The sequence below is a fragment of the Devosia sp. A369 genome (assembly GCF_054489345.1).
The window spans coordinates 31,650-53,504 of record NZ_JBTMWV010000019.1 but is presented as its reverse complement, the minus strand read 5'-3'; the positions used below and the strand labels follow the sequence as shown (position 1 = coordinate 53,504).

Annotated in this window: 23 protein-coding genes and 2 tRNA genes; 14 read left to right on the top strand and 11 right to left on the bottom strand. The window is 62.0% G+C overall.

Annotated elements, in window-relative coordinates; translation table 11 throughout:
- Positions 1 to 35 precede the first annotated feature (35 nt).
- From ACX3OZ_RS17465 to ACX3OZ_RS17445, 5 genes are all read left to right on the top strand, one after another.
- Positions 36 to 1,115, top strand: a complete 1,080-nt coding sequence (locus ACX3OZ_RS17465; RefSeq protein WP_459097664.1) for a COX15/CtaA family protein — start codon at positions 36 to 38, stop codon at positions 1,113 to 1,115.
- Between the two features lie 144 nt (positions 1,116 to 1,259).
- Positions 1,260 to 1,724 carry a 50S ribosomal protein L13 gene (gene rplM, locus ACX3OZ_RS17460; RefSeq protein WP_459097665.1) on the top strand — a complete coding sequence of 155 codons (465 nt, stop codon included), beginning with the start codon at positions 1,260 to 1,262 and terminating at the stop codon, positions 1,722 to 1,724.
- Between the two features lies 1 nt (position 1,725).
- Entirely contained in the window at positions 1,726 to 2,208 is a 483-nt protein-coding gene (gene rpsI, locus ACX3OZ_RS17455; RefSeq protein ID WP_459097666.1) for a 30S ribosomal protein S9, read from the top strand.
- A 48-nt stretch (positions 2,209 to 2,256) separates the two neighbouring features.
- Complete coding sequence (locus ACX3OZ_RS17450; RefSeq protein ID WP_459105073.1) at positions 2,257 to 2,925, top strand: SdpI family protein; 669 nt, start codon at positions 2,257 to 2,259, stop codon at positions 2,923 to 2,925.
- A gap of 176 nt (positions 2,926 to 3,101) precedes the next feature.
- Positions 3,102 to 4,466, top strand: coding sequence for a dicarboxylate/amino acid:cation symporter (locus tag ACX3OZ_RS17445; RefSeq protein ID WP_459097668.1), 1,365 nt, complete (start codon positions 3,102 to 3,104; stop codon positions 4,464 to 4,466).
- A gap of 76 nt (positions 4,467 to 4,542) precedes the next feature.
- On the opposite strand, the gene ACX3OZ_RS17440 is transcribed toward ACX3OZ_RS17445, so the two are convergent.
- Positions 4,543 to 5,868, bottom strand: a complete 1,326-nt coding sequence (locus tag ACX3OZ_RS17440; protein WP_459097669.1) for a glycosyltransferase — start codon at positions 5,866 to 5,868, stop codon at positions 4,543 to 4,545.
- Between the two features lie 419 nt (positions 5,869 to 6,287).
- On the opposite strand from ACX3OZ_RS17440, the gene ACX3OZ_RS17435 reads away from it, so the two are divergent.
- From ACX3OZ_RS17435 to ACX3OZ_RS17415, 5 genes are all read left to right on the top strand, one after another.
- On the top strand, positions 6,288 to 7,502 hold the full coding sequence (locus ACX3OZ_RS17435; RefSeq protein WP_459097670.1) for an LL-diaminopimelate aminotransferase: 1,215 nt from the start codon (positions 6,288 to 6,290) through the stop codon (positions 7,500 to 7,502).
- Positions 7,503 to 7,908: 406 nt separating this feature from the next.
- Complete coding sequence (locus tag ACX3OZ_RS17430; protein WP_459097738.1) at positions 7,909 to 9,249, top strand: homoserine dehydrogenase; 1,341 nt, start codon at positions 7,909 to 7,911, stop codon at positions 9,247 to 9,249.
- A gap of 153 nt (positions 9,250 to 9,402) precedes the next feature.
- Positions 9,403 to 10,389 carry a class II fructose-bisphosphatase gene (gene glpX, locus ACX3OZ_RS17425; protein ID WP_459097671.1) on the top strand — a complete coding sequence of 329 codons (987 nt, stop codon included), beginning with the start codon at positions 9,403 to 9,405 and terminating at the stop codon, positions 10,387 to 10,389.
- A gap of 142 nt (positions 10,390 to 10,531) precedes the next feature.
- The gene (gene recJ, locus ACX3OZ_RS17420) at positions 10,532 to 12,322 is read left to right on the top strand and encodes a single-stranded-DNA-specific exonuclease RecJ (protein WP_459097672.1); all 1,791 of its coding nucleotides are present in this window, start codon (positions 10,532 to 10,534) and stop codon (positions 12,320 to 12,322) included.
- Between the two features lie 167 nt (positions 12,323 to 12,489).
- Positions 12,490 to 13,725, top strand: a complete 1,236-nt coding sequence (locus ACX3OZ_RS17415) for a class I SAM-dependent methyltransferase (RefSeq protein ID WP_459097673.1) — start codon at positions 12,490 to 12,492, stop codon at positions 13,723 to 13,725.
- A 348-nt stretch (positions 13,726 to 14,073) separates the two neighbouring features.
- Here ACX3OZ_RS17415 and ACX3OZ_RS17410 read toward each other — a convergent pair.
- The 4 genes from ACX3OZ_RS17410 to ACX3OZ_RS17395 all read right to left on the bottom strand — a co-directional run bounded on the left by ACX3OZ_RS17410 (position 14,074) and on the right by ACX3OZ_RS17395 (position 15,392).
- Positions 14,074 to 14,148 (bottom strand) — tRNA-Glu (locus tag ACX3OZ_RS17410).
- A gap of 53 nt (positions 14,149 to 14,201) precedes the next feature.
- A tRNA-Glu gene (locus tag ACX3OZ_RS17405) sits at positions 14,202 to 14,276 on the bottom strand.
- 72 nt (positions 14,277 to 14,348) lie between these two features.
- Positions 14,349 to 14,825 carry a YcbK family protein gene (locus ACX3OZ_RS17400; protein WP_459105072.1) on the bottom strand — a complete coding sequence of 159 codons (477 nt, stop codon included), beginning with the start codon at positions 14,823 to 14,825 and terminating at the stop codon, positions 14,349 to 14,351.
- A gap of 150 nt (positions 14,826 to 14,975) precedes the next feature.
- Complete coding sequence (locus tag ACX3OZ_RS17395) at positions 14,976 to 15,392, bottom strand: VOC family protein (protein WP_459097675.1); 417 nt, start codon at positions 15,390 to 15,392, stop codon at positions 14,976 to 14,978.
- A 176-nt stretch (positions 15,393 to 15,568) separates the two neighbouring features.
- Here ACX3OZ_RS17395 and ACX3OZ_RS17390 point away from each other — a divergent pair, with 176 nt between their 5' ends.
- Positions 15,569 to 16,192 (top strand): cold-shock protein, encoded by a 624-nt coding sequence (locus ACX3OZ_RS17390; RefSeq protein ID WP_459105071.1) that lies wholly within the window; start codon positions 15,569 to 15,571, stop codon positions 16,190 to 16,192.
- Positions 16,193 to 16,203: 11 nt separating this feature from the next.
- Positions 16,204 to 16,686, top strand: a complete 483-nt coding sequence (locus tag ACX3OZ_RS17385) for a DUF192 domain-containing protein (protein ID WP_459097677.1) — start codon at positions 16,204 to 16,206, stop codon at positions 16,684 to 16,686.
- Here ACX3OZ_RS17385 and trhA read toward each other — a convergent pair whose 3' ends face one another.
- On the bottom strand, positions 16,687 to 17,370 hold the full coding sequence (gene trhA, locus ACX3OZ_RS17380) for a PAQR family membrane homeostasis protein TrhA (protein ID WP_459097678.1): 684 nt from the start codon (positions 17,368 to 17,370) through the stop codon (positions 16,687 to 16,689).
- Between the two features lie 190 nt (positions 17,371 to 17,560).
- Here trhA and ACX3OZ_RS17375 point away from each other — a divergent pair, with 190 nt between their 5' ends.
- Positions 17,561 to 17,956: an ArsR/SmtB family transcription factor gene (locus ACX3OZ_RS17375; protein WP_459097679.1), complete on the top strand. Its 396-nt coding sequence runs from the start codon at positions 17,561 to 17,563 to the stop codon at positions 17,954 to 17,956.
- 762 nt (positions 17,957 to 18,718) lie between these two features.
- Here the strand turns inward: ACX3OZ_RS17375 and ACX3OZ_RS17370 are convergent.
- Genes ACX3OZ_RS17370 through ACX3OZ_RS17350 form a run of 5 tightly spaced genes read right to left on the bottom strand, consistent with a single transcriptional unit; the run spans position 18,719 to position 21,042 of the window.
- Entirely contained in the window at positions 18,719 to 19,831 is a 1,113-nt protein-coding gene (locus ACX3OZ_RS17370) for a tyrosine-type recombinase/integrase (RefSeq protein WP_459105070.1), read from the bottom strand.
- A 23-nt stretch (positions 19,832 to 19,854) separates the two neighbouring features.
- Positions 19,855 to 20,118 carry a helix-turn-helix transcriptional regulator gene (locus ACX3OZ_RS17365; RefSeq protein ID WP_459105069.1) on the bottom strand — a complete coding sequence of 88 codons (264 nt, stop codon included), beginning with the start codon at positions 20,116 to 20,118 and terminating at the stop codon, positions 19,855 to 19,857.
- Positions 20,115 to 20,516 (bottom strand): HNH endonuclease signature motif containing protein, encoded by a 402-nt coding sequence (locus ACX3OZ_RS17360; RefSeq protein WP_459105068.1) that lies wholly within the window; start codon positions 20,514 to 20,516, stop codon positions 20,115 to 20,117. The genes ACX3OZ_RS17365 and ACX3OZ_RS17360 overlap by 4 nt, the downstream gene beginning before the upstream one ends.
- A complete protein-coding gene (locus tag ACX3OZ_RS17355) occupies positions 20,516 to 20,833 on the bottom strand; it encodes a hypothetical protein (RefSeq protein ID WP_459105067.1) in 318 nt (105 codons plus the stop codon). Before ACX3OZ_RS17355 ends, ACX3OZ_RS17360 begins: the two co-directional genes overlap by 1 nt.
- Positions 20,830 to 21,042, bottom strand: a complete 213-nt coding sequence (locus ACX3OZ_RS17350; protein ID WP_459105066.1) for a hypothetical protein — start codon at positions 21,040 to 21,042, stop codon at positions 20,830 to 20,832. Before ACX3OZ_RS17350 ends, ACX3OZ_RS17355 begins: the two co-directional genes overlap by 4 nt.
- A 59-nt stretch (positions 21,043 to 21,101) precedes the next feature.
- Between ACX3OZ_RS17350 and ACX3OZ_RS17345 the strand changes: the two genes are divergently transcribed.
- Positions 21,102 to 21,842 (top strand): hypothetical protein, encoded by a 741-nt coding sequence (locus tag ACX3OZ_RS17345; RefSeq protein ID WP_459105065.1) that lies wholly within the window; start codon positions 21,102 to 21,104, stop codon positions 21,840 to 21,842.
- Positions 21,843 to 21,855 lie beyond the last annotated feature (13 nt).

The following is a 21,855-nucleotide window of genomic DNA, read 5'->3' as shown; positions in this document are numbered from 1 at the left end:
CACTCCAGCACCCCCACCGACACCGGGAATCTGCCGTGACCACCGTCCAAAACGCCGCACTGAGCCAAACCACCTTTGCCACCGACCGGCTGCGCCCGGTGCGTATCTGGCTCTATGTCATGGCTTTCATGGTGCTCTGCATGGTCATGGTTGGCGGCATGACGCGGCTGACCGGCTCGGGCCTGTCGATCACCACCTGGCGGCCGATCTCGGGCATCATCCCGCCCCTGTCGGAAGCCGATTGGCTGGCCGAGTTCGCCGGCTACAAGCTGATCCCCCAATATGACGTCTATAACCACTGGATGACCCTGGAGGACTTCAAGGGCATCTTCTGGTGGGAGTGGATTCACCGCTTCCTCGGCCGCATGCTCGGCTTTGCCTTCGCCATCCCCTTCGTGGTCTTCTTGGCTCAGAAGCGCTTGACCCGCGATATGGTCGTGCCGCTGACCGGGCTGTTCCTGCTGGGTGGCTTTCAGGGTTTTCTCGGCTGGTGGATGGTCACTTCGGGCCTGTCCGAGTTGACCTCGGTGTCGCAATACCGCCTCGCCACCCATCTGACCGCCGCCGCACTGCTGCTGCTGGCGCTGGTCTGGGTCGCCCGGCGCATGCGCCCGCAACCGACCGAGGGCGTTGTCACAAGTTTCAACGTCACCACCATCGCGCTGCTGCTCACCCTGTTGGTGCTGCAGATCGCCGCCGGCGGTTTCGTCGCCGGTATTGATGCGGGCATGGGCTACAACACCTGGCCGCTGATGGAAGGCAAGTTCATCCCCGACGGTCTGGGCGCCCATGAGCCGGTCTGGCGCAGCATCTTCGAGCATGGCCTGACCGTGCAGTTCACCCACCGCATGCTGGCCTATTTCATCACTGCCGTGGTGGCGGTGCTGCTGATCCTGCAGGCACGCGGGGCAGGGCTGGGCGGCGTCCACCGCTGGCTGGTGCTGATTGCCGTACTGGTGCTGGCCCAGGTAGGCCTGGGCATTGCCACGCTGCTGTCGATGATCCAGATCGATCTGGCCGTCGGCCATCAGGGCCTGGCCTTCATCCTCGCCTCGAGCATTTGCGCCTATCTGGCCGACCTGACCAAAAGGCGTTCCCTAGGTGCGGTAATATAATACCGCATCTGTAAGGCATTGAAATAGCACGATCTTTTCAAGACGCTTGACCTGTATCGAATCCTGCCTTAGGGAAGCCTCCGAACAAGCCGCTTTCTTCCTTGGATGAAGGCTGCAAGCCCCAATTATCTAGGGAATTCAAGCATGAGCACTTACTCGGCAAAACCGAGCGAGATCGAAAAGAAGTGGATCCTGATCGACGCCGAAGGCCTCGTCGTGGGTCGCCTCGCCTCGATCATTGCCGCCCGCCTGCGCGGCAAGCACAAGCCCACTTTCACCCCGCATATGGACATGGGCGACAACATCGTTGTCATCAATGCCGACAAGGTGAAGCTCACCGGCCGCAAGCTGGATCAGCACAAGTTCTATTGGCACACCGGTCACCCCGGCGGGATCAAGGACCGCTCCGCGCGTCAGATCCTGGAAGGCCGTTTCCCCGAGCGCGTGCTCGAGAACGCCGTCCGTCGCATGATGCCTGGTGGTCCGCTGACTCGCGTTCAGCTGAAGAACTTCCGCGTCTACCCCGGCGCCGAGCATCCCCATGAAGCGCAAAACCCGGCCAAGCTGGATGTTGCTGCGATGAACTCCAAGAATGCGCGGGTGAAGTAATATGGCCGAAACCATCAACTCCCTCGAAGAACTCGGCGCCTCCACCGTCGCTCCGGTCATCAACACCGCTCCGGTGCATGTCCAGAAGCTCGACGCCCAGGGCCGCGCTTATGCCACTGGCAAGCGCAAGAACGCCGTTGCTCGTGTCTGGATCAAGCCGGGCAAGGGCAAGGTCGTGGTCAATGGCCGTGAGTTCGCTACCTATTTCGCTCGTCCCGTGCTGCAGCTGATCGTGCAGCAGCCGATCGTCGCGACCGAACGCGCCGAGCAGTACGACGTTGTCGTCACTGTTGCTGGTGGTGGTCTGTCCGGCCAGGCCGGTGCCGTGCGTCACGGCATCTCCAAGGCGCTGAACTTCTTTGAGCCGAGCCTGCGTCCGATCCTCAAGAAGGGTGGCTTCCTGACCCGCGACAGCCGCGTCGTCGAACGCAAGAAGTACGGCAAGGCCAAGGCCCGCAAGTCCTTCCAGTTCTCGAAGCGCTAAGCTTCACAAACATATTTGGAGAGGGGCCGGGAAACCGGCCCTTTTCTTTTGCTCAGAGCATCCTACATCTCGGGCGTCATGCAGACCCTTGTTACCCGTTTTCATCTCCTGCTCCTGATGGTGACGCTGGGCATTACCGGCGTCGGATTTTATCGCATCCCCGCCGATTTTGCTTTTGCTGCCCACTGGGCCGGCAATAGCGCCGACTGGCTATGGCCGCGCGATCCCGCCCTGCTGGTGGCGCCCATTGTGCAATTGCTGCTGCTGGCCGCGTTTTTCCTGCTCGGTCGCCTGCTGACCAAAAACCATTTTGCCAAAACCCAGCACATCTTCGATCCGGCCCTGAGCCTGCTGCTGGCGGTGATTGCCGCCACCCAGTTGGGGCTGCTCTTCGCCGGCATCGGCTCGGACCTCGATCTGGTGCGCTTCACCGCGATCCTGCTGGGCGCCGTGCTGCTCGTGCTGGGGATCGTGCTGTTCGAAGCCGAGCGGCACACCTATGCCGGCCTGCGCATGCCCTGGCCGGTGGGCTCAGACCGCGCCTGGGTCGCGGTCCATCGCAGCATAGGCATCGCCTTCGGTCTGGCGGGTATCGGCCTGCTGGCGCTCGCCTGGTTCGATGTGGGCATCGGCATCATGGTGCTAGCCTTCATCGCGGCCCTGCTGCTGCCGGTGCTGCTGGCCGCCCTCGTTACGCTGGCGCTGCGCCGCATCTGAGTGTTGGCAAGCCCTTTGCGGGGAATCGAGTGGTTCTGACAGGAAATTTTCCTGCATCCGCTTGAAATGGAATTCCGTACGCAGCCAATTTCCCGCTGCCGGGGTAGATTATGCTCAACGTCAAGTCGTGCGGCCCGGTCGTTGGGCTATCCGACTTGCTCACAAGCAGGTCAAATATGTCACCCACCACCATATCCCCCGCCCGGGTAACCCGCGCGCCCAAACCTTTCTACTATTCCTTCGGCTTCCAGGTTCTGGCCGCCATGGTGATCGGTCTCATCCTGGGCTACATTGCCCGCCAGATGGGGCCTGATGCCGCCGGCCAGGCCAATTGGCTGGTGCAGACCCTCTCCACCATCGGTTCGTCCTTCGTCTCGCTGCTGCGGACGCTGGTGCCTGTGCTGGTGTTCACCGCCATCGTGGCCTCCATCGCCAATCTGCGGGAGCTCAACAATGCCGCCAAGCTGGTCTGGCAGACCTTGCTGTGGTTCGCTATCACCGCACTGATCGCGGTCGGCATCGGCATTGCGCTGGGCCTGATCATCCAGCCCGGCCTCAATACCGCCGTCGCCGAGACCGCCGCCCGCGCGCCGTCCTCCACTGGCTCGTGGCTCGATTTTCTCAAGGGTCTGATCCCATCCAATCTACTGGGCCTGCAGGCGTCCACTCGCGTCACCGATAGCGGCGCGACCACCAGCCTCAACTTTAACGTGCTGCAGATCCTGATCGTGTCCATTGTGGTCGGCATTGCCGCCCTCAAGGTTGGTCCGGCAGCTGATCCGTTCCTCGCCTTCAACCGCGCCTTCCTCAAAATCATCCACAAAATCCTGTGGTGGGTCATTCGCCTGACCCCAATCGGCACCATCGGCTTGCTCGGCAATGCCGTGGCCGTCTATGGCTGGGACGCATTGGCCCAGCTCGGCTGGTACTCGGCGGCCATTTATATCGGCCTGGCTCTGGTGCTGTTCATCGTTTATCCGGTGCTGCTGCAGGCCCACGGCCTCAACCCCATCCGCTACTTCCAGAGCGCCTGGCCCGCCATCCAGCTCGCCTTCGTCTCGCGGTCGTCCATCGGCACACTGCCGGTCACCGAGCGCATCACGGAGCAGAACCTGGGCGTGCCGCGTGAATACGCCGCCTTCGCCGTACCGCTCGGCGCCACCACCAAGATGGACGGCTGCGCCGCCATCTACCCGGCGATCTCGGCCATCTTCGTGGCCCAGTTCTTCGGCATCTCGCTGGGCCTTGAGCACTATCTGCTGATCGTCTTCGTGTCGGTCATCGGTTCGGCCGCCACGGCGGGCCTCACCGGCGCCACCGTCATGCTGACGCTGACGCTGTCCACCCTCGGCCTGCCGCTTGAAGGCGTCGGCCTGCTGCTCGCGGTCGATCCGATTCTCGACATGGGCCGCACCGCCGTCAACGTCGCCGGCCAGGCTTTGGTGCCGACCATCGTCGCCAAGCGTCAGGGCATCCTCAATCAGGAGGTCTATGATCGCGGCGAGAGCATCGAAGCCCTCGACGAGGCCGTCGCTGCCTGATCGGGCAGGGTACATCACAAGGAAAAGGGGAGGCGCAAGCCTCCCCTTTTTTAATGTCCGTGGCTCCTCGTCAGGTCTAGCCGACCAGCTTCAGCGCCGGCTTGGCCTTCTTCGGCTTCTTGATCTTGGGCGCCTTGGGCGTGCGCGGCACGTAGTTGGTCATCACCCGCTCAATCACCTTGATGGCTTTTTCGACGCCATCTTCGCCCTGCAACTGCTCGGCGACATCCGCAGCGTTGCGGCGATAATCTGCATTAGTGGCGAGGTCCGCCAGTGCGCCGGCAAGAATATCCGAGGTCAGCTTGCGCAGCCGCACCGGCTTGGGCCCACAGCCCAACTCATAGACGCGCCGGCCCCAATAGGGCTGATCCACGGCCTGCGGCACCACGAAGGTCGGCCGGCCCAGGTGGAGGCCTGCCGAGGTCGTCCCGGCGCCACCATGATGCACCACGGCCGACACATATTTGAACAGCTTGTCGTGCGGCGCCTTCTCGATGGCAAAGATACTGTCCGGCAGGTCCTGCGGATTGATGCCGCCCCAGCCTCGCGCCACCACGGCGCGGCCGCCCCACATGGCGACGGCTTCCTTCAGAATCTTGGTATTGCGCTCGGCGCCGAACGGCATCGAGCCAAAGCCGATATAGACGGGCGCTTCGCCCTCGGAGAGAAATTGCTGGAACGCCTCGGATGGCTGCCAGTCGGTGCGGTCCTTGAGCTGCCAATAGCCGGTCACGATGGCGCTCTTGGGCCAGTCGCGCGGACGCGGCGATACCACCGGCGAATAGGGATACAGCGTCGTCATCGCCGTGCCGTCGGTATTGCGGAAAAAACCACCCTTCTTGCGGGCGTCGAGCCCCATCAGCTCGCGGCGCAGCTTGTTGCGCGGCAGATTGTAGTAGATCTGCTGCACGGTCATTGCCGTATAGGTGAGCTTGTTGAAGGCCGGACCGAAATCGGCGCCGTAATAGATGCAGAGCGGGAATTCGCTGGTCGAATTCAGCGGCTGCAGCCCCACCATGATGGCGGGAATATGCAGCGCCTCGGCAATGTCGATGCCAAAGCTGGTGTTCATATTGAGGATCAGCATGTCGGCGCCCTGGCACATGTTCCAGGCGTGCCGCGCGGCGGTGTCGACGATTTGCTGGCCCTGCCGGAGCAGGGATGGCCCGTTGATGAGCATGGATTGGCTCATGGCGTTTTCAAAACGCTGCTGGGTCAGAAACGACTGGATCGAGGGCCCGAGCGTGTGAAACTCGATGCCGTAACCTTCTACCATGCCCTGGAATTCTTCCGACGCCCCCAGGATGACGGAATAGCCGCGCTCCTTGAGGGCGATGGCTAGCGCCAGGTAGGGTTGAACGTCGCCTTGCGTGCCGATCGTGACAAGGGCAATGCGCTTCAAAGTCAAAACCTCATCATACACCGTTCTGGAGCCGAAGGTTGGCGTCCCTCGGCCCATTTACAATACCCGGAGGAGGATTTATGAACGGCCTTATCGATAGCTGATTTCCTTACAAAAATCGCATCTGAAGGGCAAGGGACATGCAGTCTCTGTACACTGTTGCTGAGGTTGGAGCTTCGCTCGCCGGCTGTGCAGTGGCCCATTTTGCCTTCATGGCGGCGGCAAACGCCCGCTAGCTCTTCCCGCAAGGCCCGATTGGGGCCGGGAGGAGCCGAACACGACAAAGCGCTCCACCAGGAGCCGTTTAACCCGTTCACAACCATAATTCCGCGATAATCACCGCCTCCAAGATGAGGTGTGGCGCCCGTCAGGCGCGTCGCGGTCCAGTTTCAGGTCCCAGCAGGGCCGCCGAGGAAATCATGAACGACGACTTCCACAAAATCCGCCGTCTTCCCCCTTACGTGTTTGCGCATATCGATCCGCTCAAGGCCAAGGCTCGCGCCGAAGGCGTCGACGTCATCGATCTGGGCATGGGCAATCCGGACATGCCGACGCCGCAGCACATCGTGGAAAAGCTGCAGGAGACCGTCAAGGACGGCCGCACCCACCGCTATTCCACCTCGCGCGGCATTCCCGGCCTGCGCAAGGCCCAGGCCAGCTATTATGGCCGCCGCTTCGGCGTGAAGCTTAATCCTGACACCCAGGTGGTCGCCACCCTTGGCTCCAAGGAAGGCTTCGCCAATATGGCTTCGGCTATCACCGCCCCAGGCGACGTGGTGCTGGTGCCCAACCCGACCTATCCGATCCATTCCTTCGGCTTCATCATGAGCGGCGGCGTCGTCCGCTCCATGCCCGCCGATCCGAATGAGGATTTCATGCGCTCGCTGGATCGCGCCGTGCGGCACTCGATCCCCAAGCCCATCGCGCTGGTGCTGAACTACCCGGCCAACCCGACCGCCTACACCGCCGATCTCGATTTTTACACCGAGGTGGTCAAATATTGTAAGGCGCACGACATCTTCATCCTCTCCGATCTCGCCTATTCCGAGATCTATTTCGATGCGGATGCGCCGCCGCCGTCGGTGCTGCAGGTGCCGGGCGCCATCGACATCACGGTGGAATTCACCTCGATGTCCAAGACCTATTCCATGCCCGGCTGGCGCGTCGGCTTCGCCGTCGGCAATGAGCGCCTGATCGCCGCACTGGCCCGCGTGAAGTCCTATCTCGATTACGGCGCCTTCACCCCGATCCAGGTCGCCGCCACTGCCGCGCTCAATGGCTCGGACGACGTGATCGAGGATGTGCGCAAGATCTACAAGCTGCGCCGCGATGTGCTGGTCGACAGTTTTGGCCGCTCCGGCTGGGAGATTCCGGTGCCCAAGGCCACCATGTTCGCCTGGGCCCCGATTCCGGCGCAGTTCGCCCATCTCGGCTCGCTCGAATTCGCCAAGTTGCTGATCAAGGAAACCGGCGTCGGCGTCGCGCCCGGCGTTGGCTTCGGCGAATATGGCGACCAGTATGTTCGCCTCGCCTTCGTCGAAAACGAACAGCGCATCCGCCAGGCCGCCCGCAACATCAAAAAGCTGTTGGGCACCAAGGCCGGGTCAGGAAACGTCGTGCCGCTGGTCGGCTAATACGCCTTTCTACGCTCTCCCCTTGCGGGAGAGGGATAGCATTGCTGCGTTCAGCAGAAATGCTGGGTGGGGGGGCCTGCGTATGCCCATGCATCCGCGCCCGCGGATATATCCCCTCATTCGCCCTTCAGGCACCTTCTCCACAAGGGGAGAAGCCAAGGGGATTGCGCCAACATCAACGCGCCAACACCAAACTCCTATTGACGACTAGGCACATTCCTATGCAGATGGCGCCACCATGAATGACATTGCCTCTTTCCGCCAAGCCGTCGAAACTTTCATCTCCGCCCGTGGTTGGACGCCGACCCGGTTCGGCCGCACCGTTGCGGGCGATCCGCTCTTCGTCTTTGACCTGCGCGAGGGCCGCGAGCCGCGTTCCGAGACGCGCACCCGCATCTTGCGGGCGATGCAGGATTATGGCGATGGCGAAAGCCTGCCGCCGCTGCGCATCGGCGTGGCCGGGCTGGGCAATGTCGGCGCGACGCTGGTCGGAATCCTGCAAAAGGATGGCCTGGAGCTGAAACGCAAGCTGGGCCGCCAGCTGGTGGTGACGGCCGTTGCCGCGCGCTCGCGTTCCCGCGACCGCGGCATTGATATTTCCGGGCTCGAATGGTTCGACGATCCGGTGGCCCTGGCCAAATCCGATGGCATCGACCTGTTTGTCGAACTGATCGGTGGCGAAGACGGTCCGGCCTTTGCCGCGGTGAAAGCGGCGCTCGAAATCGGCCGCCCGGTGGTCACGGCCAACAAGGCCCTGCTGGCCAAGCACGGCGTGTTGCTGGCGCGCATGGCCGAAGATTCGGGCGCCCAGCTCGGCTTTGAAGCGGCGGTTGCCGGTGGAATTCCGGTGATCAAGACCCTGCGCGAGGGGCTGGGCTCGGCCCGCATCGCCAAGGTGTTCGGCATCATGAACGGCACCTGCAACTATATTCTCACCCGCATGGGCAATGAGGACATCAGCTTTGCCGCCTGCCTCAAGGACGCGCAGGCGCTCGGCTATGCCGAGGCCGATCCGACCTTTGACGTCGAAGGCTTCGACACGGCGCACAAGCTCTCCATCCTGACCACGCTGTGCTTTGGCTACGAGATTGCCCCTGACAAGATCAGCGTCGAAGGCATCTCCAAGATTTCCCAGCACGACATCAAGGTCGCCGCTGAACTCGGCTACAAGATCAAGCTGCTGGGTATCGCCCAGCGCACCGATGAAGGCATCGAGCAGCGCGTTCATCCCACTTTCGTGCCCAAGAGCAGCGCCATTGCCGGCGTCGACGGGGTGATGAATGCCGTGGCGCTGGAAACCGACCACGTGCATGAATTACTACTGGCCGGCCCTGGTGCTGGCGGCCCGCCCACGGCGGCGTCGGTGCTGTCCGATATTCTCGATATTGCCCGGGGCACCCGCGTGCCGCCGCTCGGCATTCCGAGCCCCGAATTGCTGCCCTACAAGGAAGCCCCGATGCGGGCCCATGAGGGCGGCTATTATATCCGCATCAATGCCAAGGATATGCCCGGCGCGCTCGCCTCGATCACCAGCCGCATGGCCGAACACGCGATCTCCATCGATTCTGTCATCCAGCGGTCGGATTTGAGCGCTAAGGCTGTGGCGCCCGATGGCTCGCCGACCCGCACGGTGGTGATCATCACCCAGCAGACGTTGGAATCGTCGGTGCGCGAAGCACTGGCGCAGATCGCCGCCGATGGCTTTATTGTGGGCGATCCGCAGTTGATCCGCATCGAAGCGCTGTAGTACCCCGAAAGAGGGTATTGCGATCGCGCCAGGAGGAGCCGAGAAGGCAGGATCGCAAGAACCGGCGCGCGACGTATGTTGAATACGTGAGCGCGGACGCGCAGAGAGCCTGGCTTCACAGGCCACCATCGCGATGTGCCTTGGGGAGGAACTATGAGACTGAGCAAGGTAGAGGGCGATAGAAGCCCCGCCAATCTACACCGCAGCCTGACCCTGGAACTGGTGCGCGTCACCGAGCGCGCCGCCGTTGCAGCCGCCGAATGGCGCGGCAAGGGCAACGAGCAAGCCGCCGACCAGGCCGCCGTTCTGGCGATGAAAGATGAACTCGACCGCGTCGCCATCTCCGGCCGCATCGTCATCGGCGAGGGCGAAGAGCACGAATGCGAAGAGCTGTTCATCGGCCAGTCGGTCGGGGCCGGGCAGGGGCCTGAGGTCGATATCGCCGTCGATCCGCTCGAAGGCGTCACTCTTTGCGCCAAGAATCAGCCCGATTCCATCGTTGTGCTGGCCATGGCCGAGCGCGGCGGGCTGCTGAACGTGGCCCGCAACGTCTATATGCACAAGATCGCCATCGGCGGCGAATACGCCCCCGACACCGTCCATATCGACTGGACGGCCACTGAAAACGTCAAGGCGCTGGCCCAGGTCAAGGGCGTGCCGCTGTCGGAAATCACCGCCATCGTACTCGACCGGCCGCGTCACGCGGGTCTGATCGAGGAGCTGCGCACCGCGGGCGTTGCCGTCAAACTACTCAGCGATGGCGATATCGCCGGGGTCATCCATGCCGTGAACACCTGGGATTCGGGCGTCGATATCTATCTCGGCTCCGGCGGCGCTCCTGAAGGCGTGCTGGCGGCCGCGGCCCTGCGCTGCATTGGCGGGCACATGCAGGGCAAGCTGATCCTCGATACCCCGGCCAAGCGCGACCGCGCCGTCGCCATGGGAATCAAGGACCCCAACCGTATCTACGACGTTACCGAACTGGCGTCCGGCGACGTGCTGGTGGCCGCCACCGGCGTCACCGATGGCAGCCTGCTCGACGGCATCCGCCTCAGCCGCAATGCGGTGCAAACCAGCACCATCGTCATGCGCTCCTGGAGCCAGACCGTCCGCTGGATCAAAGCCCAACACGCCAGGTAAGGCGGTCTTCACCTCTCCCTTCGGGGGAGAGGTCGGTGTGCAGCGCCGGTGAGGGGGCTTTACCGGGTGGTGCGTTGGAGAGGAAAGGGAGAGGTGAAGACAACCACTTCCCAGCACCGCCCAAATCGCCTACCTCTCCCCCATGCTCGACGCGCCGCGCCCTTTCCTCGACGTTTCCCGCTCGGTCACCGACCGCGCCTGGACCGACCGGCTGGATGCCAGCACCACCCGGACCGCCACCGCCATTGCCCAGCGCAGCGGGATTTCCGAAATTCTCGCCCGCATCATCGCGGCGCGCGGCGTCGGCATTGATGAAGCCGAAGCCTATCTCGAGCCCACCATTCGAGGGCTGATGCCCAATCCCTCGACGCTTACCGCCATGGACGCGCTGGCCGATCGGTTGGCCCAGGCCATCGCCGACAACGAAGCCATCGCCCTGTTCGGCGATTATGACGTCGACGGCGCCTGCTCCTGCGCCCTGATGGCGCGCTATCTCCGCCATTTCGGCATCGAGCCGCAGGTCCACATCCCCGACCGCATCTTTGAAGGTTATGGCCCCAATATCGCGGCGATGGACAAATTGATCGATGCCGGCGCCAATCTGATCATCACCCTCGATTGCGGCACCACCAGCACCGCCCCAATCGCCCATGCCCGGGGCCGGGGCGTCGATGTGCTGGTCATCGACCACCATCTGGCCGATCACGCGCTGCCCGATGCCAATGCGCTGGTCAATCCCAACCGGGCCGACGATATTTCCGGCCTCGGCTATCTCTGCGCCGCCGGGGTCACCTTCATGGTGCTGGTGGCGGTCAACCGCACCCTGCGCCAGCGCGGCGATACCGGCCTGCCGGACCTGCTCAAGCTGCTCGATCTGGTGGCGCTGGCCACCATTTGCGACGTGGTGCCGCTCACCGGGCTCAACCGCGCCTTCGTCGTGCGCGGTCTCGAAGTCGCCCGTCGCGGCGACAACAAGGGCATCGCCGCTCTTGCCCTGGCCGCCAGGCTGAGCGGCCCGCTGAACCCCTATCATCTGGGCTTTCTCATCGGCCCGCGCATCAATGCCGGCGGTCGTATCGGCAATGCCGCGCTCGGCACCGAATTGCTGACCGTCGATGACGAGCACCACGCGCTCGCCATCGCCGCCCGCCTCGACGAACTCAACACCGAGCGCCAGCGCATCGAAGTGGAGGCCGTCGAAGAAGCTGCCGCCGTGGCCGAGGTGGAAATCGGTAGCGGCGAGGGCCCGCCGGTGCTGGTGCTGGCTTCCGCCAATTGGCACCCCGGCGTCGCCGGCCTCATCGCCTCACGCCTGCGCGAGCGCTTCGGTCGCCCCACCTTCGCCATTGCTCTGCATCCCGATGGCACCGGCACCGGCTCAGGCCGCTCCATGCCTGGCGTCGATCTCGGCCGCGTCGTCATCCAGGCCGTCGAGCAGGGGCTGATCGCTAAAGGCGGCGGCCACGCCATGGCGGCCGGCATCACCATCAAGCCGGGCCAGCTCGGCGGCTTCCGCGCCTTCCTCACCGAAGCGTTGGCGGGCGATGTCGCCATCGCCCGCGCCGCCACCGCTTTGCCCGTCGACGCGGCGCTGACCGCGCGCGGCGCCAGCCTCGATCTGGTGCGCGATCTGGAGCGCGCCGGGCCGTTCGGCTCCGGCAATCCCGGCCCAGTCTTTGCCTTTCCCGCCCATCGGGCCAAATTCGCCCAGGTGGTCGGCAAGGGCGGCCATGTCAGCTTCACCCTGACCTCCGAAGATGGCGCGCGGCTCAAGGCCATCGCCTTCCGCGCCGCCAATACCGCCATCGGCGATGCCCTGTTGCGCGGCGGCGACAGCGCCTTCCATTTCGCCGGCGCACTCTCTATCGACCACTATCAGGGCCGCGAACAGGTACAGTTCCGCCTCACCGATCTGGCCAAGCCCAAGGGCTGAAGCCCCAAAACTGCTGCTTGCATATCCCTTTATCACCGTTAAACTGCTGGTCGGCATAGCCCGAGAAGCACCGTTTTCGTGCCTCGGAATATGTCGCCGACGCTCAGATTGAGGCGGCGCCCGGCCGCCGCCTTGCCAAGTTTTTCGATATTTGGATCAGCGGCAAGATGACGAAAACCGTAGCAGAAAATAGCAATACCGGCGTAACGCCGTGGACGCATTTCGCCTCCTGGGCCGTCGAACAGATCGGCCTGAAACTGGTCGGTAAGCCCCGCCACGGGGCGCTCACCGTCATCCTGCCCAATGGCCGCACCCGCACCGTAGGCAATCCGGCGACCGGCGAGCGCGCGGTACTCCGACTACGCAATTTCCGCGTCATCACCGAGGCGATGCAGCGCGGCACGGTGGGCTTTGCCTCCGCCTATATGAATGGCGATATCGAGGTCGATGATCTCACCGCGCTGTTCCGCTTCTTCCTGCAGAATCGCGACATGTTCGAGCAGGCCAATCCCGGCTTTTTCCGCAAGGCGGCCGGCGACCTGCATTATCATCTGTCCCGACGCAACACGCTGGAAGGCTCCAAGAAAAACATCGCCGAGCATTACGACCTCGGCAATGATTTCTACGGCCAGTGGCTCGACCCCTCGATGACCTATTCCTCAGCGGTCTTCACCTCGGGCGATCAAAGCCTCGAAGAGGCGCAGCTCATCAAATATCGCCGCGTCGCCGATATGGCCGGTGTCACCGCCGGCTCCAGCGTGCTGGAAATCGGCTGCGGCTGGGGCGGCTTCGCCGAAACCATCGCCCGGGACTATAAGGCCAATCTGCGCGGCATCACCCTGTCGGCCGAACAGCTCAAATTCGGCCTCGAACGCCTGGCGGGGCAGAGACTCGATGAATTCGCTACCCTGGTTTTCGAGGATTATCGCAATACCGAAGGCCAGTTCGACCATATCGGCTCCATCGAAATGATCGAGGCTGTGGGCGAGGACAATTGGCCCAGCTATTTCCAGACCATCCATGATCGCCTCAAGCCCGGCGGCACCGCCGCCATTCAGGCCATCACCATCAATGAGGCTGATTTCGACGGCTATCGCAGCGGCCCCGATTTCATCCAGCGCTACATCTTCCCCGGCGGCATGCTGCTGACCAAGACGGTGATGCAGGAATTCGGCGACAAATATAATCTGGTGCTGGAAAACGTCGAAACCTTCCGCCTTAGCTACGCCAAGACGCTCAAGCTGTGGCGCGAGCGCTTTCTCGAACGCTGGCCGATGATTGCTCCGCTCGGCTACGACGAAGAGTTCAAGCGCAAATGGGTGTATTATCTCAGCTATTGCGAGGCCGGCTTCACCGAAGGCTCGATCGATGTGGGGATCTATCAGTATCGCCGCCCCCTCTGAGCGCCAGCGGACAGCGCTGGAGCGAGGAAGCTGCTGCTTGGATGCTCCGGTCGTCGGGCGTCTGCCCCCTCCTGCCCAGCCCTCTAATAATAGGGGAGGGGCTGCATCATGTGTAGGCCGCTCTGGATTTGACCAGAAGGAAGCCAAATCCCCTTGCCCTTCGGTGGTGAGGGTTGGAGTGAGGGTGGTACGGCTCCCCCCTCGCAGGACAACTTCGAGCTGCCACTGGCCCGATTCGGCGAAGCAACGAATCAAACACACCGAGCCGCCGCCCAAACGGGCGATTCTCAATGCAACATCAGTGAAAATGAAACTGGCGAGCCCCAGAGGGGCGAATTGCCAAGACCTTGGTACGCCCAAGGGGAATCGAACCCCTGTTCCCGCCGTGAGAGGGCGGTGTCCTGACCGCTAGACGATGGGCGCGGAGCAAGGAACTCGAATGCTAGCTTTTCAGCAACCCCGCTAGCAAGGGGAAATGGTACGCCCTAGGGGAATCGAACCCCTCTCTGCACCGTGAAAGGGTGCCGTCCTAACCGATAGACGAAGGGCGCCTAAGCGCTGGGTGTCGTATAGTTTGGGGATTTCAGTTGTGCAACCCATAAGCGCCAAAAAACGCAAATTTATCAACAGCCCGAGAAGGTGACAGGCCGATTGTAGCCGCGCGGCCGGTCGCGCACGTCGACATGGATGAACTGGCGGCCCGGATAACACCCCAATCCGCCGACGCTGTCGGTGCGCATGGCGAAATCTATCAGCTGCTGCTTGTCGACGCCGGGAATGTAGAAATCGGCGGCCATGCAGCGGGTATGGTAGGAATTGTCGGCGCCGCCGGCTGCATTATTGTGCTGGCCGTCGCGATAGCCCGAACTCATCACCACCTTGCGGCCGAAATGGCCTTCGAATTCCCACACCAGGAATCGCAGTTTGGGCGACAGGCAGAAGGCGTTGACCTCATTGCTGGCGACAAACGTGCCCCAGTCATTCTTTTTGCCGGAATAGCCAGCGCCGCTGGAGGTGGCGAACATCGCCATGGGCACGCACGCTGTCAGCATCAGCGTCGTGGTCGCGATGGCAAAGAGAGTGCGGAGAGGAGCGGGCATGGCGACTTCCAGGCGACCTCTGCTGCATTTTTGCAACAGATAACGGTCCATTCGGTGAAGTCGCTAAAATACGATCGGTTTCGCTAACCGCCGCCTAACGGTGACGGTTAACGAATTGCTTGTGGTAGTCACGTCAACGTCAGCAGCGTGTTACCACTTTCCGGTGTTCGGCATCGACAGCCACGGCTCCTGCGGGGGCAGGGAACCCTCCTGGATCAGCTCCACCGAGATCCCGTCCGGCGAGCGCACAAAGGCCATATGCCCATCACGCGGCGGCCGGTTGATGGTCACGCCCATATCCATAAGATGCTGGCACAGCTGGTAAATATCTTTCACCCGATAGGCCAGATGGCCGAAATTGCGACCGCCGGTATATTCCTCGGGGTCCCAGTTATAGGTCAGTTCCACCTGGGCGCTTTCATCCCCCGGCGCCGCCAGGAAAATCAGCGTAAACCGGCCTTTTTCATTCTCTGTCCGCCGCGTTTCCTGCAGCCCCAGACCTTCGCAATAGAATCGCAGGCTGTCCTCGACATTGGTCACCCGGACCATGGTGTGCAGATATTTCATGGCGCATCTCCTTGCGAAATCGGTTGGCCAAGGGCCTAGCAAGCGCCAAGCGGCTCGGCAACCGAACCAATTCCAAACAGAGTCTTAACAAGCAGGGCTGAATCGGACAGAGTGCAGATCGGTAAAGTGATTTGTACCTCGCGTCAGCGAGGCGAGTGCGAAGGGTTTTGGGGCGTATGGGGGGGAAATTCACCGACGAAGGCAACGATGCCGCGAGGCTGTCGGGTACGACAGACTCCGTGGGCCATTCCGACACGCCATCCCCAGCCGGCGAATCCGGCCTCGATACCATTGAAATCTCCGGCGCCATCAAGTGGTTCGATGCCGGCAAGGGCTTCGGCTTCATCATCCCCGATGATGGCCAGCCCGATGTGCTGCTGCATGTGACCTGCCTGCGCCGCGACGGCTACCAGACCGCTTATGAAGGTGCCCGCATCGTCGTCGAGGCGCTCAATCGTCCCGGTGGCCTCCAGGCCTTCCGCATCGTTTTTATGGACGAATCGACCGCCCGCCACCCCGCCCAGATGTCGGCGCCCCGCACCCATGTGGTGGTGGAGCCAACCTCGGGTATGGTCCGGCTCGAAGTGAAGTGGTTCAATCGCATTCGCGGTTTCGGCTTCCTCTCGGCTGGCGAGGGCACGCCCGACATTTTCGTCCATATGGAAACGCTTCGCCGCTTCGGCATCACCGAACTGCGGCCAGGCCAATATGTGCTGGTGCGCTACGGCAATGGTCCCAAGGGCCTTATGGTCGCCGAAATCCGGCCCGATGGTTGGGGCGACGCGCCGTCTTCCCACTAGGAATTGCCCCTATGATGCTGTCTGCTCTGGATTTCGCCCCGGTCCTGCGCCGCGCCGGAGCGGTTATTGCCATTGCCGCCTTGGCCCTGCCGCTGCCCGCTTTTGCGGACGATTCCAGGCTCGTGCTGCATAGCGCGACTGGCGACTACAGCTTCAATGTCGATGTCGTCGATACGCCCGAAAGCCGGGCGCAGGGGCTGATGTTCGTCACCGAACTGGCCGACGACGCCGGCATGCTGTTCGATTTCAAGGAAGTGCGTCCGGTCTCGTTCTGGATGCGCAATACCTTCATTCCGCTCGACATGATCTTTGTCGACGCCGACGGGGTGATCAAATCCATCCACGTCAATGCGCGCCCCCACGACGTCACCTCGATTCCCTCAGGGGCGCCGGTGCAGTTCGTGCTGGAAATTCCGGGTGGGCGTTCGGTCGAAATCGGGCTCAAGCCCGGCGACACCATGGAGCATGACCGCGTCGGGACGCTGGCGGACTGACTACAGCCGGTGAATGACCATGCAGTCGATCACCGCCCACAGATGCAGGCTGGCCCCCGCGACCACGAACACATGCCACAATGCGTTCTGGAACTTCAGTCTTTCCCACAAATGGAAGACGATGCCGCAGGAATAGGTCACGCCCCCGGCCAGCAGCAGCCACATGGTCGTGGCGGGCAGGGTCTGTGCCAGCGACTGGAACACCAAGATCCCGCTCCAGCCAATCGCCAGATAGAGCACAATGGCCAGCCGTCCGAAGCGCTCCGGCACGATAAGCTTGAGCGCCACCCCGATCAGCGAGGCGCCCCAGACAAAACTGGTCATCAGCATGCCGGTCGTCGTGCCGCCCATGACGGCGAGAAACGGCGTGTAGGAGCCTGCGATGAACAGGAAGATGGCCGCCTGGTCGAAGCGTGCCAGCACCATCTTGATCGGCGAAACCGGCCATAGATTATAGGCCAGCGATACGCCAAGCACCGTCACCAGCGAGCCGACATAGACCACCAGCGCCGGCACCGCTTCCGGCGCCGTCTGCAAAATGGCGAAAGCCAGCAGCACCGAACCAGCGGCGATGGCGACGATCAGACCGAAGATATGGACGATACCATCGACCACTTTTTCGGCACGGGTGAACGGCCGTTGTTCGCGGCTCCACCATGAATATGTCGCTGACAGCTTCTGCACGGTCGTCCCTCCGGTAACCGCGACCTTGGCGCAGGGAAGTGACCAGATTATTGCCGCAACGCGGCCATCGCGCGGCATCGTAAAGCCCGGCTCAACACATCTGGTGAACAACCCCTTGTCTGGCAAGGGCAAAGCTTGACGGGTAACGCTGTCGTTACTACTGCATCGGCCAAAGCAGTTCGGAAACCGCATGCCGCCCATCGCCACCCTTGTCGCCCTGGCCGACCCGACCCGTTGCCGCATTCTCGAAATCCTGCGCAACGGACCGCAACCGGTTCACGTCCTTGCCGGCTCCTTCGATATCAGCCGTCCGGCGATCTCGCGACATTTGCGCGTGCTCAAGCAAGCACGATTGATCAGTGAGAAAAAGTCCGGTCGCGAAAACCGCTATGGCCTGCATCCGTCCCGGCTCAGGCCGGTCGAAACTTGGCTGGCCGGCTTCACTGCGCCGGTGGCAAAGACTGCGGCGATTGTGCCAGCGGCAAAAACCACGGCTATCGTGGCAGAGCCGGCTCCTGCGCCCCCCGAACCCTCACCCAAGCCACGCGCGGCCAAGCCGGTATCGCAGATGGGCTTCGATTTTTAGCAAATTTGGAAAAATGCGGCGCTAGAGCCGGTGGCGGCGAGCGGAGCAGGGGATTCGTCGCTCACCAGATTTCGGCATCAGCGGCAGCAGGCTGAGTCGTCGCTGTTCGCCTCACGCGGGCAGGACCAGCCTACCTGGCTGTCGAATCAGGCTCATTGTCAGGCTCTTTATTGGCCCGCTCGGTGCTGGATGGTCGGTAATGTGAGTTGAACTTGTCTTCCCAGGGATCGAAAGGCTCTGCTGCCGGGCGTTCTGCTGCATCGTCGTCCCGTATTGGTTGGTCGGTCAAGACATCACAAACCAATAGGCCGCAATGATGCAAGCGCCCGCCACCAAAATATACTCCATTTTCCGTATAGTACTCATCGGTCTGCCCCAGCTGATTGGGCGCTTCTAGCCCTTGAATTCATCGCGCGCAAGTAACGATTCTGCGTCTATTTACAACAACAGAAAATTATGCAGTCGGCCAAGCCTGGACCGCGCATGAATGTGACAATTTGCTGTCGTCCACTTGGACAAGGCGCCAAATCTGCGACCCAGCATCAAGAACCACCGCTTCACTGGAGCCCCAGAGGTGCGTAGCACCCTTATGGTTCGCGCATCCACGAACGATCCATACTCGCCCAGCGAAAGGGCAACTCCATCATAGTCATTGATATTTATGGAGTTTTTATGGCGATCCCGGGAGGCATGCGAGGGTGAAGGCGGGCCAACGGGTTAGGGGTCGGGTGGGACAAAATCCCCGTATTGAATTCGTTGGGCTTATTTTCCCGATTGTCCCACCTGCGGAGCCATAGTCAGCAACTTAGCGCCGTCGGTGGCGAGCTTCTTGCGGTTGGCGGCCTTGGTGTAGTGGTCGGCTTGTTCCGAGGTTGTCCAGCCAAAGATGGCCTGCAGCTGCTGACTGGTCGCGCCAGCCTCGGCGGCGATGACAGCGCCGGCCTTGCGCAGGCCATGGGCGCTGCAATGCGGTAGCTCGGCCTGGTCGCACCATTCTCGCATCAAATTGCCCAGCATAGCGGGGCTGTGCGGCTTGCCGCGCGCACTAACGAGAAATGTCATCTGCGTTTTCGGCACCCGGTCAACGGCTTCGGCGAGCGACGGGAGCAGGGGGATATCGACCACAACGCGGCTGCTGGACTTGGTCTTGCCCGGCGTGATGCGGATGCGTCGACCATCAGGGCCGTCATAGATGTGCTGGCGGCCAAGGATCGCAACGTCGCTTTTGCGCAGGCCGGTCATCAGGAAGAGCCGTAGTGCGAGGTCGTGTTTGCTGCCTACAGCATGACGGTAGCGATATTTGGCGATCTCGTCCAGCGTCCAGGTGTGGAATCCGTCGCCCGAGGTTTTGACCTTCGGGCAATCCTTGGCGGGGTTGTGCTTGGCCAGCCCCGCTCCAATGGCCCAGGTGAACATGGCGCTGAGAGTTTTGATCCGGCGGTTGGCGGCGTGCGGCAGGTCGCTCTTTTCGTCGCGCAGCTGCGCCACATGCTTGAGTTGCATGCCGGAATAGGTCAGGTCGCCGTTTGGGGCGCCGCTGGTCGATAGATTGGTTTCAAGGCAAATCTCGGTGAGCACGCGGTCGATCAGATCGAAATAGCCTGCGCTCCATGTGGCCTTGTTGCGGCGCGCATATTCAAGCGACAGCCATTTAAGTGAGCCGGATTTGGCGGCCGGGCTGCGCGGAGCGATGGGTTTCGGCGCATCGATGCCGGCGAAGGGGATGCCAAGCTCGGCGCAGCGGACCTCTTCCCGAAACTCAGGCGTGCCATATGTCGAGCGAATGCGGACCTTCGGCTGGCCGGCGCGGCGGAAATAATACCGCGCGTTGCCGTGCCGATCCGTGTCCTTCACCAAGCCCTTGATCTTGGCCACCAGCTCCAATGCCGACCCCACTGCTAGTTCCAATCGTTGACTGCAGAAGGTGCCTTATTGCTTGCTGTATTGGAAGGCCCGGCATGGGGCAGCATATCAAAGGCCGTATCGATCTCGATGAGATCCCAGACCCGCCGCGATTCGAGCATGCGGGGCTGCGGCATCGAGCCGTTGGCGACCAGTGTATCAAAGGTTGCCGGGCTGATGCCGATATATGCGGCCGATTGCTCGCGGTTCAGGCCGCGCGGTGGCAGGCGCTGGTCTCGTGCGCGAAGCGGTTCAATCATGACAACAGGCTCCATTTGTCGACTTTTCGGGTAGCGCTGCGCTGCGGCTCGCGTGGGTGAAAGCCCGCACCGCGCATAGTGGGCTGGCGCAGGGCGGTGAACGCTTTGGCTTTATGCCGGCGCTCCTCACTGCGGGCGGTGGCCTCCCCAGCCGTCTTGGCGCGGTGGTGTTTCCTCAGGATCAGCTGCAGATTGGCCTCGACGTTCTCCCCGCCATCGATCAGCGGGACGCGGTGGTCACAGTCGATTTCGTCACGCTCGAAGCTCATGACGATCCCGCATTCGTCGGGACAGGCACAGACGCCCTCCTGCTTGGCATAGAGGCGCAGTAGCACTGTTTGACCGGGCATTGCCTCAGGCGTGCGGCCAACCCATTCCTTGAGCTTGGCTGTGCGCATTAGGCGACCTCCGCCACATCATTCGGGTGCGACAGCAGGATGACGGATTCATTCGGCCTGACGAACCGCACATACTGGCCGTTGAAGCTGACCCAATGCGCGGGTTTCCCGCCAACCGTAATCGGACGCCCGAACCCGTCGATGCTCTCGACGCGCTTGAGGCTGCTGATGCGCAGGAATTCGCGAAACGAAATGTCGCGGTAGCTCCGATAGCTTTGCCATGCTGACGAACGAGCCTGCCCGGGCGTGGCGGCCTCATAGTTGTATGCGGGGAAGCCCTCGACGGTGACGGCGTATGTTTTGAGGATGAAAGTCACCGATCAGCCTCCGCTTGTCCTTGATGAGTGAGGGTGAACCTTGGGCCATCGTCGGTTTCTTCAACCGCCAAATCGCCACGCGTGACCATCTTCCTCAGAGCCTTGTGGGCCGCCTTCGGAATGCTGGTATCGACGCCAGGGCAGACGCTGCCGCCGGCCAGAGAAATCATGCGCAATAGCTGGCGCTCTTGGCCGGTGAGCTTTCTCATGCTGCGCTCTTGACGAAGGAGTGCCGACGGGTTCCCCTGAGATGGGTACGGGGGCGCCTATGGGATGGACTTGGAGAAATGTCGCAGGCTACGTCGCGCTGGCGTTCGTCGTATGGCTGGTTTTCTACACTGTTGAGTGGCGCATTCGTACCAACGGCGAAGTCGATCTTGGAGATGCATTTTTCGCCTGGCTCGGCAGAGTAGTCATGCTGGAGTGGGTGTACAGGTATCAAGCCCTGGGTGCAGGTGTTCTGGCCTTCTTGGCGGGAGCATTCGTGTTCATGAATGGTGTAGCTGATCGACGCTCCGCCGATAGCCAGCGATCGGAAGAGCGCTATGAGCGGTCTTTGACAACCATAATGCGTGTCCGGGAGCGCTTCTATCGAGTAGAAAACGAGTTGCTGCAGATGAACAGAAACGCTGGTTATCTGGATCGGCAGCAACGGAACCTCACCCGGGCTATAGATCAGCTCGAGCATATCGAACGCGAGTTGGTGCAAGCGTACAATGTCGGATCGGAATTTGGCGCCTGGCTGGGTGGCGCAAGTCAGCAGATCAGCGACGCCATCGAAGTCGCCACCATGCCAACTGCTACAGCAGACGATGTGAAACGGCTTCTCGGGATAGCTCATGCAGCGTGGCTTGTTCTGAAGGATCCGACGCTTTTGCTTACGGACGGTGGGTATTACCGGCGTCACCAGGTGTGGCTGAGTGACGACGACAAGTCGGCTCTCAGTGCGTCCGGCGTCACTCGAGATGACGTATGGGCATCCAAGCAATACCTGCAAGGTGGCTGGTAAACACACGCTAGCC

What these genes read in the sequence shown, in the direction of transcription:
- ACX3OZ_RS17350 (WP_459105066.1), bottom strand. Translation starts at nt 21,042, where the DNA reads ATGAGAAAGCTCACCGGCCAAGAGCGCCAGCTATTGCGCATGATTTCT.
- rplM (WP_459097665.1), top strand. Translation starts at nt 1,260, where the DNA reads ATGAGCACTTACTCGGCAAAACCGAGCGAGATCGAAAAGAAGTGGATC.
- ACX3OZ_RS17400 (WP_459105072.1), bottom strand. Translation starts at nt 14,825, where the DNA reads ATGCCCGCTCCTCTCCGCACTCTCTTTGCCATCGCGACCACGACGCTG.
- glpX (WP_459097671.1), top strand. Translation starts at nt 9,403, where the DNA reads ATGAGACTGAGCAAGGTAGAGGGCGATAGAAGCCCCGCCAATCTACAC.
- ACX3OZ_RS17345 (WP_459105065.1), top strand. Translation starts at nt 21,102, where the DNA reads ATGGGATGGACTTGGAGAAATGTCGCAGGCTACGTCGCGCTGGCGTTC.
- ACX3OZ_RS17415 (WP_459097673.1), top strand. Translation starts at nt 12,490, where the DNA reads ATGACGAAAACCGTAGCAGAAAATAGCAATACCGGCGTAACGCCGTGG.
- ACX3OZ_RS17435 (WP_459097670.1), top strand. Translation starts at nt 6,288, where the DNA reads ATGAACGACGACTTCCACAAAATCCGCCGTCTTCCCCCTTACGTGTTT.
- rpsI (WP_459097666.1), top strand. Translation starts at nt 1,726, where the DNA reads ATGGCCGAAACCATCAACTCCCTCGAAGAACTCGGCGCCTCCACCGTC.
- ACX3OZ_RS17430 (WP_459097738.1), top strand. Translation starts at nt 7,909, where the DNA reads ATGCAGGATTATGGCGATGGCGAAAGCCTGCCGCCGCTGCGCATCGGC.
- ACX3OZ_RS17445 (WP_459097668.1), top strand. Translation starts at nt 3,102, where the DNA reads ATGTCACCCACCACCATATCCCCCGCCCGGGTAACCCGCGCGCCCAAA.
- ACX3OZ_RS17385 (WP_459097677.1), top strand. Translation starts at nt 16,204, where the DNA reads ATGATGCTGTCTGCTCTGGATTTCGCCCCGGTCCTGCGCCGCGCCGGA.
- ACX3OZ_RS17375 (WP_459097679.1), top strand. Translation starts at nt 17,561, where the DNA reads ATGCCGCCCATCGCCACCCTTGTCGCCCTGGCCGACCCGACCCGTTGC.
- ACX3OZ_RS17365 (WP_459105069.1), bottom strand. Translation starts at nt 20,118, where the DNA reads ATGATTGAACCGCTTCGCGCACGAGACCAGCGCCTGCCACCGCGCGGC.
- ACX3OZ_RS17390 (WP_459105071.1), top strand. Translation starts at nt 15,569, where the DNA reads ATGGGGGGGAAATTCACCGACGAAGGCAACGATGCCGCGAGGCTGTCG.
- ACX3OZ_RS17395 (WP_459097675.1), bottom strand. Translation starts at nt 15,392, where the DNA reads ATGAAATATCTGCACACCATGGTCCGGGTGACCAATGTCGAGGACAGC.
- recJ (WP_459097672.1), top strand. Translation starts at nt 10,532, where the DNA reads ATGCTCGACGCGCCGCGCCCTTTCCTCGACGTTTCCCGCTCGGTCACC.
- ACX3OZ_RS17360 (WP_459105068.1), bottom strand. Translation starts at nt 20,516, where the DNA reads ATGCGCACAGCCAAGCTCAAGGAATGGGTTGGCCGCACGCCTGAGGCA.